The sequence below is a fragment of the Glycomyces algeriensis genome (assembly GCF_027622855.1).
Taxonomy (GTDB): Bacteria; Actinomycetota; Actinomycetes; order Mycobacteriales; family Micromonosporaceae; genus Glycomyces; species Glycomyces algeriensis.
On the sequence record NZ_JAPZVR010000009.1, the window covers coordinates 70,743 to 85,956 of the forward strand.

At 67.9% G+C, this 15,214-nt stretch carries 19 protein-coding genes; 18 read left to right on the plus strand and 1 reads right to left on the minus strand.

From position 1 onward, the window contains the following. The first annotated feature begins 3 nt into the window (after positions 1–3). The 10 genes from O2L52_RS17075 to O2L52_RS17120 all read left to right on the plus strand — a co-directional run bounded on the left by O2L52_RS17075 (position 4) and on the right by O2L52_RS17120 (position 8,041). Positions 4–975, plus strand: coding sequence for a hypothetical protein (locus O2L52_RS17075; RefSeq protein ID WP_270116966.1), 972 nt, complete (start codon positions 4–6; stop codon positions 973–975). Next, positions 975–2,333, plus strand: coding sequence for a hypothetical protein (locus O2L52_RS17080; protein ID WP_270116967.1), 1,359 nt, complete (start codon positions 975–977; stop codon positions 2,331–2,333). Before O2L52_RS17075 ends, O2L52_RS17080 begins: the two co-directional genes overlap by 1 nt. A gap of 87 nt (positions 2,334–2,420) precedes the next feature. Further along, the gene (locus O2L52_RS17085) at positions 2,421–4,001 is read left to right on the plus strand and encodes a WXG100 family type VII secretion target (RefSeq protein WP_270116968.1); all 1,581 of its coding nucleotides are present in this window, start codon (positions 2,421–2,423) and stop codon (positions 3,999–4,001) included. Positions 4,002–4,034: 33 nt separating this feature from the next. After that, complete coding sequence (locus O2L52_RS17090; RefSeq protein WP_270116969.1) at positions 4,035–4,373, plus strand: hypothetical protein; 339 nt, start codon at positions 4,035–4,037, stop codon at positions 4,371–4,373. A 161-nt stretch (positions 4,374–4,534) separates the two neighbouring features. Beyond that, positions 4,535–4,936, plus strand: coding sequence for a hypothetical protein (locus tag O2L52_RS17095; protein ID WP_270116970.1), 402 nt, complete (start codon positions 4,535–4,537; stop codon positions 4,934–4,936). Positions 4,937–4,938: 2 nt separating this feature from the next. Further along, positions 4,939–5,265: a WXG100 family type VII secretion target gene (locus tag O2L52_RS17100; protein WP_270116971.1), complete on the plus strand. Its 327-nt coding sequence runs from the start codon at positions 4,939–4,941 to the stop codon at positions 5,263–5,265. 34 nt (positions 5,266–5,299) lie between these two features. Further along, entirely contained in the window at positions 5,300–5,794 is a 495-nt protein-coding gene (locus O2L52_RS17105; RefSeq protein WP_270116972.1) for a WXG100-like domain-containing protein, read from the plus strand. Continuing rightward, complete coding sequence (locus tag O2L52_RS17110) at positions 5,787–6,305, plus strand: polymorphic toxin type 15 domain-containing protein (protein WP_270116973.1); 519 nt, start codon at positions 5,787–5,789, stop codon at positions 6,303–6,305. The genes O2L52_RS17105 and O2L52_RS17110 overlap by 8 nt, the downstream gene beginning before the upstream one ends. Positions 6,306–6,315: 10 nt before the next feature. Beyond that, the gene (locus O2L52_RS17115; RefSeq protein ID WP_270116975.1) at positions 6,316–7,485 is read left to right on the plus strand and encodes a hypothetical protein; all 1,170 of its coding nucleotides are present in this window, start codon (positions 6,316–6,318) and stop codon (positions 7,483–7,485) included. Positions 7,486–7,645: 160 nt separating this feature from the next. Further along, complete coding sequence (locus O2L52_RS17120) at positions 7,646–8,041, plus strand: SUKH-4 family immunity protein (RefSeq protein ID WP_270116977.1); 396 nt, start codon at positions 7,646–7,648, stop codon at positions 8,039–8,041. A gap of 12 nt (positions 8,042–8,053) precedes the next feature. On the opposite strand, the gene O2L52_RS17125 is transcribed toward O2L52_RS17120, so the two are convergent. Beyond that, positions 8,054–8,200 carry a hypothetical protein gene (locus O2L52_RS17125; protein ID WP_270116979.1) on the minus strand — a complete coding sequence of 49 codons (147 nt, stop codon included), beginning with the start codon at positions 8,198–8,200 and terminating at the stop codon, positions 8,054–8,056. A gap of 92 nt (positions 8,201–8,292) precedes the next feature. On the opposite strand from O2L52_RS17125, the gene O2L52_RS17130 reads away from it, so the two are divergent. From O2L52_RS17130 to O2L52_RS17165, 8 genes are all read left to right on the plus strand, one after another. Then, positions 8,293–8,625: a hypothetical protein gene (locus tag O2L52_RS17130; protein WP_270116981.1), complete on the plus strand. Its 333-nt coding sequence runs from the start codon at positions 8,293–8,295 to the stop codon at positions 8,623–8,625. Positions 8,626–8,683: 58 nt separating this feature from the next. Then, positions 8,684–9,430, plus strand: coding sequence for a hypothetical protein (locus tag O2L52_RS17135; RefSeq protein ID WP_270116982.1), 747 nt, complete (start codon positions 8,684–8,686; stop codon positions 9,428–9,430). Positions 9,431–9,439: 9 nt separating this feature from the next. Then, the gene (locus O2L52_RS17140; protein WP_270116983.1) at positions 9,440–11,185 is read left to right on the plus strand and encodes a hypothetical protein; all 1,746 of its coding nucleotides are present in this window, start codon (positions 9,440–9,442) and stop codon (positions 11,183–11,185) included. A 99-nt stretch (positions 11,186–11,284) separates the two neighbouring features. Further along, entirely contained in the window at positions 11,285–11,917 is a 633-nt protein-coding gene (locus O2L52_RS17145) for a hypothetical protein (RefSeq protein ID WP_270116985.1), read from the plus strand. Between the two features lie 107 nt (positions 11,918–12,024). Continuing rightward, positions 12,025–13,314: a WXG100 family type VII secretion target gene (locus tag O2L52_RS17150; protein WP_270116987.1), complete on the plus strand. Its 1,290-nt coding sequence runs from the start codon at positions 12,025–12,027 to the stop codon at positions 13,312–13,314. A 200-nt stretch (positions 13,315–13,514) separates the two neighbouring features. Continuing rightward, positions 13,515–13,847 carry a YbaB/EbfC family nucleoid-associated protein gene (locus tag O2L52_RS17155; protein ID WP_270116988.1) on the plus strand — a complete coding sequence of 111 codons (333 nt, stop codon included), beginning with the start codon at positions 13,515–13,517 and terminating at the stop codon, positions 13,845–13,847. A gap of 2 nt (positions 13,848–13,849) precedes the next feature. Beyond that, complete coding sequence (locus O2L52_RS17160) at positions 13,850–14,245, plus strand: YbaB/EbfC family nucleoid-associated protein (protein WP_270116989.1); 396 nt, start codon at positions 13,850–13,852, stop codon at positions 14,243–14,245. A gap of 67 nt (positions 14,246–14,312) precedes the next feature. After that, positions 14,313–15,194, plus strand: coding sequence for a hypothetical protein (locus tag O2L52_RS17165; protein ID WP_270116990.1), 882 nt, complete (start codon positions 14,313–14,315; stop codon positions 15,192–15,194). Positions 15,195–15,214: the final 20 nt, after the last annotated feature.

Consider the following 15,214-nt stretch of genomic DNA (forward strand, 5'->3'; position numbering starts at 1 on the left):
ACCATGTCAACGGGGCAGCGCATCATGGAGGCCGGGGAGGCGATGGCCGGCGAGTACAACGCCGTCATCAAGGGCTGCGCCATCGGCATCGCCGCGCCCGCCATCGCCTTCGGGCTCTCCACGCAGGCGCTCGCCACCGTCGTCTACCTCAACCAGTGCAACCCCGGCGACATCATGAAAGGCGCCGGCGCCTGGATCGCCTTGGCGGAGAAGAACCTCGAAGCGGTCGAAGCGCTCCAGGCCGAGTTCGACAAAGTCAACGACGAGAACTGGTCCGGCGACGACGCCGAAGCGTTCAAGGCCGCCGCCGGGGACGTCAAGGCCCAGCTCACCCAGCTCGCCGTCAACGCCTACCTCGTCGGCGCGCAACTGCTCGCGTTCGCGGTGATGCTCACCGTCTTCTGGATGTTCCTCACCGCCGCCACCGCCATCATGGCCGTCTACTTCGGCGCGTACCTCGCCGCGCTCGGCGGCGTCGTCAGCGCCGTCGGCGCCCCCGCGATCCTGACCAGCGCGAACGTCACCGCCGCCGCGCTGCTGGCCACCGCCAAGAGCTTCGAGGCCACCCTCATCTCGATCTCGACCGGGTGCGCGGCGATCACCGGCGCGATGTCGGTCTTCACGTTCGCGTTCCAGAAGGCCCAGGGCAACCCGGTCTCGCCGCTCGACATCGCCGGCGCGGGCCTCACCAACATGATCGAGGGCCTGCTCGTCTACGGGCTCAACGCGGCCACGATGACCTCGGGCGGGCGGCACGCCACCGGCGCGCTGGCCAGCGGCTGGGCGCTCGCGGGGCACTTGACGCAGGCGGCTTCGACGGCGTTTCCGGCGTACAAGGGCGAGGACGAGGGCTGGGAGACCGGGTTCGACGGCGGCGGGCCGCTGCTCGGTGTGCCCGACTCGGCGCTCAACTGGCTGTGGGAGGACAACGCGCCCGAGTCGATGAAGAACCCCGAAGACCTGGACTGGTCCTGATGCGCACGGGGAGCCCTTCGTTCAAGCCGCCGCGGCCGGGCTGGGAGCTCATCCGCATCGGCGAGCCGCATCCGGCGGACGGCGGGGGCGTGCTGAACCTGCGGGTCGGCCACTGCGGCGGCGCGACCGACAAGACGCCGGCGCAGGCGGCCGTGAACGTCTCTGAGCGCCGCAAGGCGGGCGACCCGATCGCGGTCTGGAGCGACCTGCGTTCGAGCCTCGTGCCGGTGGTGCTCGTCGACGGGACGCCGACGGCGACCGGCTGGGGCCGCATCGAAGTCCCGCTTCCCGTGGGCCGGCACCTGATCGAGGTGCAGAGCCAGCATTCGCGGACGTGGCGGGCGTTCGACATCGAGGCCGGGAAGACCACGAAGCTCGACTACATCGGGATGCTCGGGGAGGCGCACCGGGCGTACGGCGAGGCGGAGGTGCGGTGGAACCTCAGGGGCCTCCACGGGCACACCGTGGGGCCGCGCGGGCGGCTGAACTACTTCCAGTACCTGCCCGCGAACGCGAAGGAGCGCAGGAGCTTCCTGGCGTTCATGGCCTCGCTCCTCGTCGCGGCGACGCTCGCGGGCACGCTCGCCTTCGCCGGGCTCCCGATCGACGTCGTCATGTCCGTCGCCAGCGCGATCTGGTTGGGCGCCTTGGCGGTGTGGGGCTTCAGGGTCCTGTGGACGCACCGGCGGTACAACCGGCTGGCGCCCGAAGCGCCGCTCGACACGCGCCCGTTCACGCGCGGTGCGGTCGCGCCGCTCGTGCTGGACGCCGACGGGGACCTGCCCGAGCTGGGGCCGGGGTCCGCGGCGGTGCTGCTCGACGCGCGGTTCTTGAAGGGCGACCTCGCTTCCGATGAGCTGGCGCTGCAGCTGCCCGAGGGTCAGGCGCGCATCGACGGGAGGCAGGCCAAGGCGTTCAACGCGGTCGGCGAGGTCGTCCCGATCCGGCACCGGTACGCGGTGCCGCCGCCGGAGGTCCTGCTCGACGGGGTCGCCTTGGGGGCGTTCTGGACCCGCATGTGGCTCGAGGTCCCGCCCGGAACGCACCGGCTCGAAGTGCGCACGCCCGCCGCGCCGCTCCCGGTCGAGGGGAAGGCGCACCGGCCGCACACCGCCGCGGCGCAGATCAACGTCGAGGCGGGCGAGGTCGCGCGGATCGACCTCGCGGTCACGGTGACGGCGGTGCCCGACCCGCTGCGTCCGGTGCTGCACCTGTGGCACTGCCGCATCGACCGGCTCGGCCCCGCCGCGGCGCACGAGCCGCCCGCCGCGCCGAGGGCGGACGTCCGCGGTGGCCTGCGGCGCGCGGTCACCGGCCGATTCTGGGAGACTGGGGACGACATGCCCCCCGAGCGGTGAACCCGCCGTTCGGAGGTTCCCATCGATGGCGCCCGGTTGCTACCGTGAACCCATCCGGTCACCCCTGAAGCCGCGAGGTGCGTATCGATGAGCGACAACTCGAGCGGGTCCTACCCTGGGCTCGACGCCGCCGCCCCGGCCTTGGGTGCCCCCGCGTTCGGCAGTGCCGCGCCGCCGGCGGCGCCGCCGCCTCCCGCCGGCGATGCGGTCGTTCCGGTGGTCGAGGAGAGCCTCCCCGCGGGCCGGACGCCGTGCTCCAACCCCAACTGCGGCAACCCGACCGAGCACCCGGCCGAACTCGACTGGCAGCAGCTCGTCTCGGCCGTGCCCGTCACGGGCCAGCTGTACCGCCTGCGTCCCAAGGAAGCCGGGATGGCGTTCCCGACCGAGGCCGACTTCCGCGCCGCCGTCGCCGCCGTGCGGCCCGAGCGCGCCGACGCGCACTCGCTCGAGCACCTGCGCCACGCCTGGACCGAGAACGTGGCCGGGCGGCTCTCGGACTGGTCGGAGCAGATCAAGTCCAACCTGAACGACCTCGCCGAAGGCTGGTCGGGCACCGACTTCGAGGCCTTCGAGTCCGCCTGCACGCAGACGCGCGAACTCGTCGAGGACCTCATCGACGACATCGACGGCACGGTCGCCAGTCTCCAGTCCACTGAGGAGGCGCTGTACTCGATCCAGGGCGGCACCTCAGGCGAGATCCCGTACCCCGCACCGCAGTTCTGGATCGACGGCGACTGGCACAGCTGGGTGTCCGTGCATGTGCGGCCGGCGTGGTGGCACGGCGACTGCATCGAGTACACCTGCCAGGACGCCGAGCACGTGCTCGCCCTGGGCGGGGCCGAACCGGAGTTCGCCACCGAGGTCATCGACTACATCGACGAGCGGATCCTCCACTACATCGACTACTACGCCAGCCCCGTCAACATCGAGCGAGACGGCCTGGACCCCGCGAAGGGCCTGACGGTGGTGGAGGCCAAGGAACTCGCCGTCGCCGACGCGATGGAGCACTACGGGACGCTCGTCGACCAGAGCTGGGGCGCCTACGACGCCCGCCAGGCCGAATCCAATGAGGACATCCAGCAGCGGAGCACCGACACCGACGCCGAGGACCGCTCCGTGCGGACCGTGCGCAGCGACAAGGAGTACCCGGCGACCGCCGACCCCGCGTACATGAACCTCGAACCCCCGCCGATGGAGCAGCCCACCGGCACTGCGCAGCCCATGGCCAGCGAAGATCCCTCCCTCGACCCGCCCGTCGGCGAAACCCTCGCCGAACCTGTGGAGCCCGACAAGCCCGCAGAGGACGACGGCGAGGAGCCGAGCGGCGGCCTGGCCAGCGGCGGCGCGAGCACCAGTACCGCGGGCGGCTTCGGTGGAGGAGGCGGCGGCTTCGGCGCCGGTGCCGCACCCGCTGGCACCGCTTCGACATCCGGCGCCTCGATGGGCGGCGCCCTCGGCGGCGCGGCCCTCGGCGCCGCAGCGGGCGGCGCGGCGGCGGCCGCCCCGGGCTCGCGCGCCTCCACGTCCATGATGAGCGGCGGCGGCGGCGCAGGCGCCGGACGCGGCATGAACATGGACGACAAGGACCGCGAACCCGACGTCGACCTGGTCGAGGACGAGAACATGTGGGGCTTCGTCAACGAGGACGACGACCCCTACGCCTAGCCGCCCACGACTCCTTCGGAAGGGAACCCCGACATGCCCACGCGCGCTTTCGATCCGGCCGCACTCGAGCGCTACCGGCAGTTCCTCGCCGAACGCCTCGAAGAGCTCGAGAACGAGATCATCCCGTCCCTCAGCGACGGCGACCTGAAGAAGGCCCCCGCCTTCGGCACCGCCCCCGGCGCTGCCGAGAACGCCGCCGTCGAGTACGCCGAATTCCACGCCACGACCTGGCGCAACCTCCAGTACCTCCGCGGCACCCTCCACGGCCTCATCGCCGGCCTCCAGACCGCCATCGACACCGGCGGCACCGTCGACCAGCAAGTGGCTACGGACATGACCCGCCTCGCCGAAGGCGACGACCTCTACGCCTGAGCGGTGCTGCAACGCTCTCTGGAGCAGCCGCAGTGTTCTTCGCACGCGACACGGCAGAGTGACGGAAGTGGTTGCTGCGCAACGAATCGACGAACCCTCCGGTTTGCACTGCCGATATATGATGAGTGATCCTCAGATAGCCCAAAGCGACTGGAGATCACATGTTCGGAGAGGACGCGATCGCTCAGCAGCTCGCGGACGCCCGCGCCACGCTGAGCACGGCCATCAAATCCCCTGAGGCCGGTCAAGTAGCACCAGTGGTAGTCGAAGGCGTGGAAGGGCTTCTGCGCCTCACCCTCGGAACCGAAGGCCGCGTCGACAAGTTCGAGTTCGACCCCCGCATCATGCGCATCGGTTCCGAAGTGCTCTTCGGCGAGATCAAACGCATGGTCAACGCCGCCTTGGACGAACGCGCCGAAGCGATCGGAACGGACGAACCCCTGCCGGACCTCGAGGCCATCAACGAGTCGGTCGCCGAGATCCAGGACCGCTCGCTGCGCCAGTTCCAGGCCATGCGTGCTTCGATCGACGAGGTCATGTCGAAGATCCACGGAGGCAAGTAGCCGTGCCGAGCTTCGACATCGACCCGGACTCCATGCGCCAAGCCGCCGACCAGCTCGACGCCGCCAAAGAAGAAGTGCAGGGACTCCTCGACCAGTTCACCGGTGCACTGGAGCAGTTCGCCGACGCCTTCGGCGGCGACGAGATCGGCACGCTCGTCGGCATCGCCCACCAGGCTTGCGCTGACGCCCTCAGCGAATGCTTCGGAACCAACATCGAAGAGATCGCCGACTACGCGCAATGCGTCCGCGAGATGGCCGACAACCACCAGGCCACTGACGACGAGGCCGCGCAGATCTTCAACGAGCTCCTCGGCGAGCTCGGCACCTGACCTCAACCCCGGCCTCCGAGGAGGTACCACCCCCATGGGCTTGCAACTACCCTCAGAACTCACCGGCCTGCTGAGCATGCTCGGTTACGACTTCCCCGAATCCGACGAGGAATCGATCTTCAATCTCGCCGGTGAGTGGACCGGCATGGCGGACCAGATCTCGGGGAGGATCGAGTCGCTGAACGCCGCCGCATCGACGCTCCTGGAGAACAACGTCGGCAAGGAGATCGAAGCGTTCAAGAGCGAGTGGGACGATGCCGAGTCGGCAGTCCGGAACATCGCCGACGCCGCAGATCCCACCAACATCATCAACATCGGCCTGACCATCGCGGCCGGAGTCGTGCTCGCTCTGAAGGTCCAGGTCATCGTGCAACTGGTGATGCTCGCCTTCCAGATCGCACAGGCGATCGCGACGGCCGCGGTCACCTTCGGGGCCTCCCTCGTCCAGATCCCGATCTTCAAGACGATCACGGGCATCATCGTCGACCAGCTCATCAGCATGGCGATCGAGATGGTGCTCAATGGCTAGGCCGCGCACGAACGCGCAGATCGCCAGGAACGCCGTCGGCGGCAAATTGGTCAGCAAGGTCCTGGGCAGGAACAACGTCTTCAAGGTCGCCAAGGGCGGTAAAGGCGGACCCGACTACGTGATCATCCTCAAAAGGAACACGAAGCACCCCACGGGGGACTTCCGGAAGAAGATCAAGGCGCTCCAGGGCCTGGGCTCGCGCGGCAAGCTGAAGAAGACCCCAGCAAGTCAGATCAACCGGACCGGCAAGGCCCAGGCGGACTACCGGAAGAAGATCCAAGACCAGATCAACGCCGAGCCCGATGCTGCGAAGCGGAAGACCATGCAGGACACGTTCGACACGATGGATGCCGACCACATCCACGAACTGCAGGCCGGAGGGTTGGATATAGCCTCCAACATGTGGATGCTCGACAGCGGCGTGAACCGCAGCGTGGGGGCCCAGATCATGAACCGGATCAAGGACCTCCCGAACGGCGCGACCTTCCAGATCGCTGTGAGCAGATGGTGAGGGAGGCTTTATGGACCGCAGCCGGGTGCAGACCAAGATCGACCAGGTCAGAGGTGCGATTCCGACAGATGCTGACAGCCTGTGGGCGCTGCCGCGGGGGCGCAGTGCGTCCGGCGCCGCGCCGAGCCAGATCGAGCAGCTGTACGAGATCACCTACGCTCCTCGCTGCGGTTCGATGGTGTTCTGGACGATCGAGAAGATCGAGGCCGGCCGCCACGAGGCCACGGACGATTTCGAGGAGTGGGAATTCCTCGAGCCCGAGCCGGAGCGTTGGGCGCCGTTCGGCAGGTGCGCTGAAGCGACGGTCTACCTGCACACCGAAACCGGCGCCGTCGCGGTTACCAGCGCCGACGAGATCAAGGCCGGCAGCCGCCGCTTGCGCAGGCTCGCTCCCGATATCTTCGAGTTCTTCGACCGTTTCGCACTGGGACCGGAGTATCCGACCATTGCCATGGACCCGTCGCAGATGACCGTGCACCTGGGCGATGAGGACGGGTGGCTCGGGCTGCTCGAATCCGCCGGCTGCTACGAGCCAGATGTTCTGCGGCAGCTGAAAGCGCAGTGGGACGGGCAGTACCTCCAGCCGACGACCGAGCCGCCCCGGGCATGGACCGAAGCGGAACCCGGCGCCTCGGAGCGGGAGTTCGAGGAGAAGTTCGCCCGGATCAAGGCCGCCGCCAACAAGGTTTTCAAGAAGCCGGCCAAGCTTGCTGCGTGGGACCTCGACCGCATGGGCATAGGCCATTTCGAGGGTGCGAGCATGACCGTGAAACCGCCTATGCGCCAAGACTTGTGGCGGCTCTACGGGCAGCAGTCCGCATCCGATTACGGGGTGCTGCAGTTCTTTCCCGATGAGATCCTGTACGAGCGCACCGACGATCTGGCCGAGACTTTCCGAACGTGCGGGATCGATCCTGCGGGAAGCGGCCAATGGATCGCGATCGCCCAGTATCACGAGAAGGCGACCTTGCTGCTGCACAAGGAGAGCGGTGAAGTCGCCGGTTTGGAGCCCGCACCCGCCCGGCGTGTGCGCTCGTTCAGCCCTGACCTCTTCGCGTTCGTCAACGAGTACGCCATGGGGCCCCGTCATGGCGAGCTGTGCTTCAACCCGAAGGACCGCAAGCAGGCCCGGAACTCACAGCATTGGATAGAGTTCCTCCACGCGAACGGCCTGATCTGACCGCGAGCCCTCAATGAAAGGAAATGCGATGCCGAGCGCCGCGGAATACCTAGCGGCCTGGGGACCTGAGAACAACGTTCCCTATCCGCGGAAGCTGTGGATGGAAGTGCTCCCGGCTCCTGCAGCCTCGTACCCTTCCATCGACTTCATCCCGTTGGACATGTCTGAGGTCTTCACCGCGTACCTCGAAGGCGAGGTCGAGCTCTACGACCAGGTCGAGGTGCGCATCACCGACGTGAAGCCGTACCGGCTCATGCTCATCGGCACGGTTCCCGCCAACCGGGACATGTGGTTCGTGTTCAATGCCGAGTCCGGTGAGGTCATGCTCCTCGACATCGAAGCGCCGACGATCGAGCCGGTCAACTCCAGCCTGGCCGCTTTCGTGGACTTCCTCTACCACCTCGGCATATTCATCGACTGGGACAACGGCACACCCGGCAGAGCGCCTCGTGCGGTGGAGCTCAAACGACAGCTCAACGAGATCGACCCGCCCGCGTTCGCCGATCCTGAATCCTGGTGGTCGGCCGTCATCGACCAGCTGAAGAGCGGTGGCTGAGCGAGGTCCCGGTCAGGCGGTCCGTTCGACCACTCGAACGCCGCCTTGGAGGATCTCCTCGACAGAGCGGCCCGCGAGCAGGTACGGGGGGAGGTCGGGCTCCTTGAGATTCGCGCTGCCGCAAGGGCCGCTCGTGAACGCCTTGAGCTGGTCGTTCACTGGAGTTCGCCAGGACTGTACGGGTTGCGAGCCCCTGCTAACCTGAATTTGGACTTATACCCGAGACCTGTCATGCCCCCGGAGGACCCCCTATGGCCCAGAACAAGTTCGACCCCGAGGCCGCGCGTGAGTTCCAACGGACCATCCGCGAGAAGCTTCTGGACCCGATCGAGACGCAGCTGATGACCAAGTTCGAAGAGGGGCAGGTCCTCAGTCGCGAGCCGCGTTGGGGGACGCTTCCGGAGTCAGGCACTGCGCAAGGCACCTACGCGGAATTCCACAGCACGACCTGGCAGAACCTGGAAACGACCCGGGCTGCGCTGTACGGAATGCTGGAGCAGCTCGATGGCGTGATCGACCAGTACGCAAGCTCCGAAGACGCGACCGTGGCCGAGCACGAATCCTACGGAGACGCGCTCTCGTGAGTGCCGCCTGGGGACACAACCACAAGCAGTCGCCGAAAACCAAGGGAGTTCGAAAGCAATGAAGGCTTGGCGCAAGCTCATGATCGCGGCCGTCGGATCGACCGCTCTGCTGGCCGGCGCGTGCAGCCAGGGTCAGGACGGCGGGGACTCCGACTCGTCGGAGGAAGCCGCCGGCAGCGCGGTGGCAGAGCAGATGCGGTCCTGGGACGCCTGCGAGGTCCTGGACGGTCTGCAACCCGTCCGCGACTACATGCAGATCGCGGCCGTCGAGGACGGCGAGCTGGCGAGCAACCCTTGGGGCTCGGGCATGGACCAGCAGGCGCTGACGTGCAACGGGCTCGTGACCGTTTCGACCTTCACCATGGCGACCGGCACCGAGATGACCAACGACGGCGAACTGTGGGGCGGCATCATCCCATGGGACACCGAGGCGGAAGCCGAGGAGAGCTACGTCGAGCGCACGGTCGACGACCAGGAGGCCCAAGCCGAGCAGAGCTCGACCTGGGAAGAGCTCGACCGGGTCGATCTGGGGTCGGAGTGGGATGAAGGCGTGCTGATCGTCGCCAAGGACGACCAGTCCCACAGCTTGAACGCGATCGCCCGAGACGGCGAATGGATGATCCAGATCCTCATCCGCTACAGCAACGACCTCGGCAGGGAATACTACGAGGCCAACCAGGACGACCTGAGCGGGCAGTCAGTCGAAGACTTCGCCTACCCGTTCGAAGATGAGGCGCTGCAGCAGTGGCTGGTGAGCGACTACATCCCCTCCGTGCACCAGTCGATCACCGAGACAATCGGTTAGGAGCAGCTCGTGAGCGATAAAGTCGATTACGGGGAATACGACCAGGAAACGTACGCCGCCATGGAACAGGGCGGCAATGCGATGGATCAGCAGCGATTCCAACGCAACTTCGTCAACGGTTCCGGATGCACCAACGGCAGTTGCCAGAACAAGAGCAACCCCGGTGAAGAACCCTGGCTGCAGTTGATGTCCGCGATTCCGGTCAAGGGCCAGATCGGCCGGATCAAGGCGATCCCCTCCGGGATGGCGACCCCCAACGACATGGAAGTCAGCGAAATCGTCGCGCAGTACCGGGGCGCGGACGGAGACGACTACTCCATGGAAGCGGTCAAGGACGGCTGGAAGGAATTCCTCGTCACCTTCGATCCGCTCGAGAGCAAATTCACCTCTGCCCTGGAAGCGCTGACCCAGGAATGGGCGGGCGACGACCTCGACGCTTTCACCGACCAGGCCGAGATCGTCAAGACCAATCTTGCGAAGATCAAAGAGGACATCGGCACCGCCGACGGCAACGGTGGCGGCAGCGGTGCCCTCGCTCTTCTGGAACAGAAGGAGCAGTCGGTCTACGCCCTCCAAGGCGGCGACTCGGGTGAGGTCCTCTACCCGGCTCCGCTGATCTGGACCGACGACAGGGGTTTCTGGAAGAGCGCCCAGTTCCACGTCCGCCCGGCATTCTGGAGCGGCGAGTGCAAGATCATCGACGACGCGTGCTCGAACGAGAGCGGCAACGACATCCTGAAGATGGCCGGATTCAATCCGGACGGCGAAGGATCGAATTACCGCGACGAAGTCAACAACTTCGAGCAGGCCCGCTCGGACTACTACTTCGAGTACTACAACAGCGAGGCCAACGGATTCACGCCGGGAAGCTTCTCGCGTGACCAGGCCAACAATCTGGCAGCCGAAGACGCGAACGCGCAGATCACCGAGGACGTCCAAGACCTCGACGACAACTACCAGCAGCGTCTGGACAACATCAACAACGACATCACCGGCCGTCGCGACATGGCCAGCAGCGAAGTGTCGACCTTCAAGCCCACGGTGACGAAAGCCGAACCGACGACGTTCAACGAGGGCCAGCCGACCAATCAGTACCCCGGAACGAACCCCGGCGGCGGCGGAAGCATGCCCTCCGCGGGAGGAAGCCTCAACCCGCCGTCGTTCGATTCGCCGACCCCGGACACACCTTCGACTCCGCCGTTCAACCCGCCCAACCCCGATGGCTTCGACCCGCCCGGTACCGGCGGCATCGACCCGCCGGGCAACGGAGGCATCGACCCCGGCGGGCTCGACGACAACCCCTGGGACTCCAACGTTCCCGACCCCGATGACATCTCCGGTGGTCTGGCCTCCGGTGGTGGGCTCGGCGGCGGTGGCGGCGGGCTCGGTGGTGGGCTTGGCGGTGGCGTCGGCGGCGGTGCCGGTGGCGGCATGGGCGGTGGGGCCGGTGGTGGTCTCGGTGCCGGCGGCCTCGGCGGTGGCATGGCCGGCGGCATGATGGGCGGCGCCGGTGGCGGCCGTGGAGCCGGCGCAGGTGCCGGCGGCGGTCGTGGCGCAGGAGGCCGTGGGGCCGGTGGCGGTCCCAAGGGCATGGGCGCCGGTCGCGGTGGCATGGCCGGCGGCATGATGGGCGGCGCCGGTGGCGGCCGCGGCATGGGCGGCCAAGGTGAAGGCGAGCAGGAGACCGGCACCTGGCTGACCGAGGACGACGACGTCTGGGGCATCGGCAACGAAGAATCGGACCCCTACACGTAAGTGGATTCCGGGCCGGACGATGATCGATGTCGTTCGGCCCGAATTGCGATGATGGCCGGGCCGCGTGCCCGGCCATCGTCTTATCCGAAGGAGCACAACATGGTCGAGATGCTGCTCGAAGGCCTCATCAACTCGGGCGTGGACTCTGTCGATCAGCGTCTGCACGCCCGCCGCACGGCCCGCTTCGCGGAGAGGAACGGTCTCCGCTACGACGCGGCCGTCCAGGCGCCCCACATGGCGCGGACCTTCGGCGAGATCGGTTCGGGGCGCCTCACCAATGTCGTCTCCGGGCAGGTCGACGGCGGCCACGCCATCGCCTGGGAGCGGGTCGTCAAGGTCCCGCTCGGCGAGGACCACGTCCAGTACCAGAACCTGCACCCGGGCGGGGCCTTCGTCGCCGTCCCGCTGCAGCGACCGCGCCCCGGACTGGTCGTCCGGCAGTGGGTCCCGGTGATGACGAGCGATGAATGCGGTTGGCTCCCAGGGGCGACCAGGTTCCACCTGCAGGACGCGACGGCCGAGCGGCTGCTGCGGGTCTCGGCCGTCGACCACGCGTTCGCCCGGCACCTTCTGGACGAGCGCGAGCTCCTCGCCAAACCCCGCCGTTCATGGGCGCTCCTCGGCGGTTGGGCGGTCGTGTTCGGGGACCGGATCCGCCGCCGGGGCAAGCGCGGTCTGCACGCTGAGGTGGCGTTCCTCCGCGCGCTGGCGGGTCGCTGCGACCGTATGTGAGGGAACGACACTTGACCGGGGATTGCCCGGATGCGTTAGATTGGGCCGGTCGCCGACCCCGAAGCGACACGGAGTGTTCATCCCCCGGCCCACTGGAGTCTGATGCCATGGCAGGCAACGCCGATCAACACGGATCCGACATCTCGCAGTACGACAAGCCCACCGAAGACGGCACCCTCACCGACATCGCCCAGGGCACCCCCGTCGTCAAGAGCGTCTACAAGACCGCCGAGGACATCTACGGCACGGTGGCCGGCGACGACCGGATGGCCTCCGCGGCGGGGCTCGCCGGCGACATCTACACCCTCGGCCTCGACGCGATGCTCGCCGTCCGCGACCCGGTCTACGCACTCGTCAACGCCGGCTTGAGCATCGTGCTCGAACTCGTCGACCCCCTGCAGGAGATGCTGCACGCGGTCTCGGGCGACCCCGACGAGATGCAGGTCCAGATCGATGTCTGGGGCCAGGTCGCCGAGGCGCTCACCGCGCTCAAGGACGAGACCGCCGACGCCGTCAACAGCCACCTGACCTCGTGGACCGGCCAAGCCGCCGACGCCGCGTTCGACCAGCTCGGCGGCCTCGAGGCCTCCGCCTTCGCGGCCGCGCACGAGGTCGAGGGCGTGCAGCAGCTCCTGAAGTGGTCGAAGCTCCTGGCCGAGACCATCGAAGCGGTCATCCGCTCGATCATCGCCGAACTCGTGTCGTGGCTGATCATGCGCGGCCTCGTGGCGCTGGCCTCCAGCGCATTCACGTTCGGCGCCTCGGTCGCCACGTTCCTGCTCTCGGCGGCCTACAAGTCGTACTCGATGTTCAGCCGCGCGTTCCGGAAGTTCTCCGAGGCCAGCAAGCTCTTCCGCATGCTCTACGGCTTCCTCGGAAAGTTCCTGCTGGACAACCCTACGATCTTGCGCGGCGCGGGCGGCTTCCTCGACTTCCTGAAGGCCATCGGCGCCAAGGCCGGCCTCTCGATCGCCACCGTCGGCGGCCTCGGGGCGGTCATGCAGGGCAAGGACATCGGCAAGAACGCCGCCATGGACGCGTTGATGCCCAACGAGAGCGGCATCTCGCGCGGCAGCGGCGGGCAGCTGGCCGTGGACCCGGACGAGCTGGTGGCCACCGCCTCGGCGCTCGACGGCCTGGCGAGCAACACCGACTCGATCAAGTCGGTCGCCCAGGAGGCCACGTCCGCGGACATGACCTGGGGCCTCCCGGGCATGATCTTCGCGAGCAAGTACACCGACACCGGCCAGGGCCTCACCGAGGTCATCGGCGACCTCTCCACGGCCCAGACCGGGACGGCGACGAGCCTGCGCCAGTGCGCCGACGACTACGCAGCGGCCGACGGCGACATCGCCGGCGAGTTCGGCAACCTCCAGGGGCAGCTCGACGGCAAGTAGCAGTGAACGCCCGGGTCCCGGCCGGAAGCGCGTCGGGACCCGGCTTTGTCGGTGTCGGAGACCGGGGTGCGGTCGGGCGCAAAGGCCGGCACGGACTGTGCGACGGCGTGCGCACGCTGTGTTCGGTCGCTAGCGGGGCCCGGTTAGCATCAGGTGAACCGCGGGCGAAGCCCGGTCGCGGGGAATCGAGAGGAGGCGCCGTGGACGCGGACCCGACAGCGGACATGCAGCGCAAGGCAGCCGATATCCAGCGCCTCGCCGTCGAGGCGCAGGGCGAGGCGGTGAGCGAGGACGGCTCCGTCCGCGTCGTCACCGGTGCCGCCGGGGACCTCCGGGAGCTCGATCTGCGGCTCAGCGCGTTCCAGTTGAGCGGCGTCGAACTCGGCGAGGCGATCGTCGAGACGATCCGGGCGGCCGAGCACAAGGTCCAGGCCGAGCTCTCGGCCGAGATGGGCCGCATCATGGGCCTGCCGGTCAGCGAGAACGTGTTCGGCGGCGGGCTGCCGCGGGTCGACCCCGAGACGGAGGCGTGACGATGACCGACCGGAACCGCGACCCCCAGGAAATGCTGCGGCGCCTGGAGCAGATGCAGGCCGACGCCGAGCAGATGATGGCGAGGTACGAGCAGCTCGCTGATGAGATGGGCGCCAGCGAGGTCGAGGTGGTCTCTGAGGACGGCCTCCTGCGCGTGAAGCTCGACGCCGAGGGGAAGGTCGCCCAGATCGGCATCGACGAGTACGCGATGCGGATGCGCCAGTCCCTCGCGCCGTCGATCATGATGCTCATCGAGCAGGCCAAGGCCGAGTACGGCGTCAAGATGACCGAGATGGCCCAGTCGCTGCTCGGCGACCGCATGGACGTGATGGGCATGGTGCGCAGCACGCTGCCCGAGGACCAGCGCGCCCGGTTCGACCGCGAACGCGGCCTCTAGACCGGCGCCGACAGGCCCCCGACGCCGCGAAACCGGGTGACTGGCCCGAGAGCTGTATCTTGCTCGCATGGGAATGAAAGACCGCCTTGAGCAGATGAAGCAGCGCGCGCAGGAAGCGGGCAAGATGGTCGTCGACGTGGGCGTCGACGCGGCCCGGGAGAAGCGCGACGCCGCCGTCGGCCTCGCCAAGAGCAAAGTGGACGCCACCACCGGCTATGCGGTCGCCAAGCGGGACGGCGCCGTCAACTTCGCGAGCGACGCGAAGACCGCGTTCAAAGAGGGCGACCTCGAAGAGCTCCTGCGGCGCCTGCCGCTGCCGGCCTCGCCGGTGCAGGAGGAGTGGCAGTGGAGCCTCGGCAAGCTCATCACCTCAGGCAGCAAGCCCCCCATGGGGACCGGGATGCTCCTGGGCCTGCTCGACAACTTCGGGACCATCGACATCGGCCCCGAAGAGGTCGGCTTCGACGGCTCCACGGCCAAGTGGCCCAAGGTGAAGGCCATCCGCACGCGTTCCCTGGACGGCATCATCCAGAAGCTCTCCACCGACTCGTTCAGCGAGAGCATCGAGAACCTGCTGCCGCTCGTGCCCGGCCGCGGCTGGGTCGCCGAGAAGGCCACCTCCGCGATCTTCACGATCTGGGCGATGGTCGCCGACCTCGCCATCCGCGACCCCGAAGCCGGTCGGCGCCAAGTGGTCTGCGAGATCGAGTACAAGGGCTGGATCCGCACGAAGGAGGCCGAGACCGGGTTCTTCACCGGCCCCGTGATGGCCCTGCTGCCCGGCCTCGACCAGGTCTTCCGCGAGGAGGCCGCGCGGCGCGGCGTGCTCGTCGAGGAGGCCGAGCAGACCGCGATCGAGACCGCCGAGAACCGGGTGGCGTGGCTGCGTGAGAAGCACGCCGCCATCGCGGCGAAGCGCGAAGAGGCCCGCAAGCAGATCGAGTACTGATCCGCCTGCGGGCCTTCAGG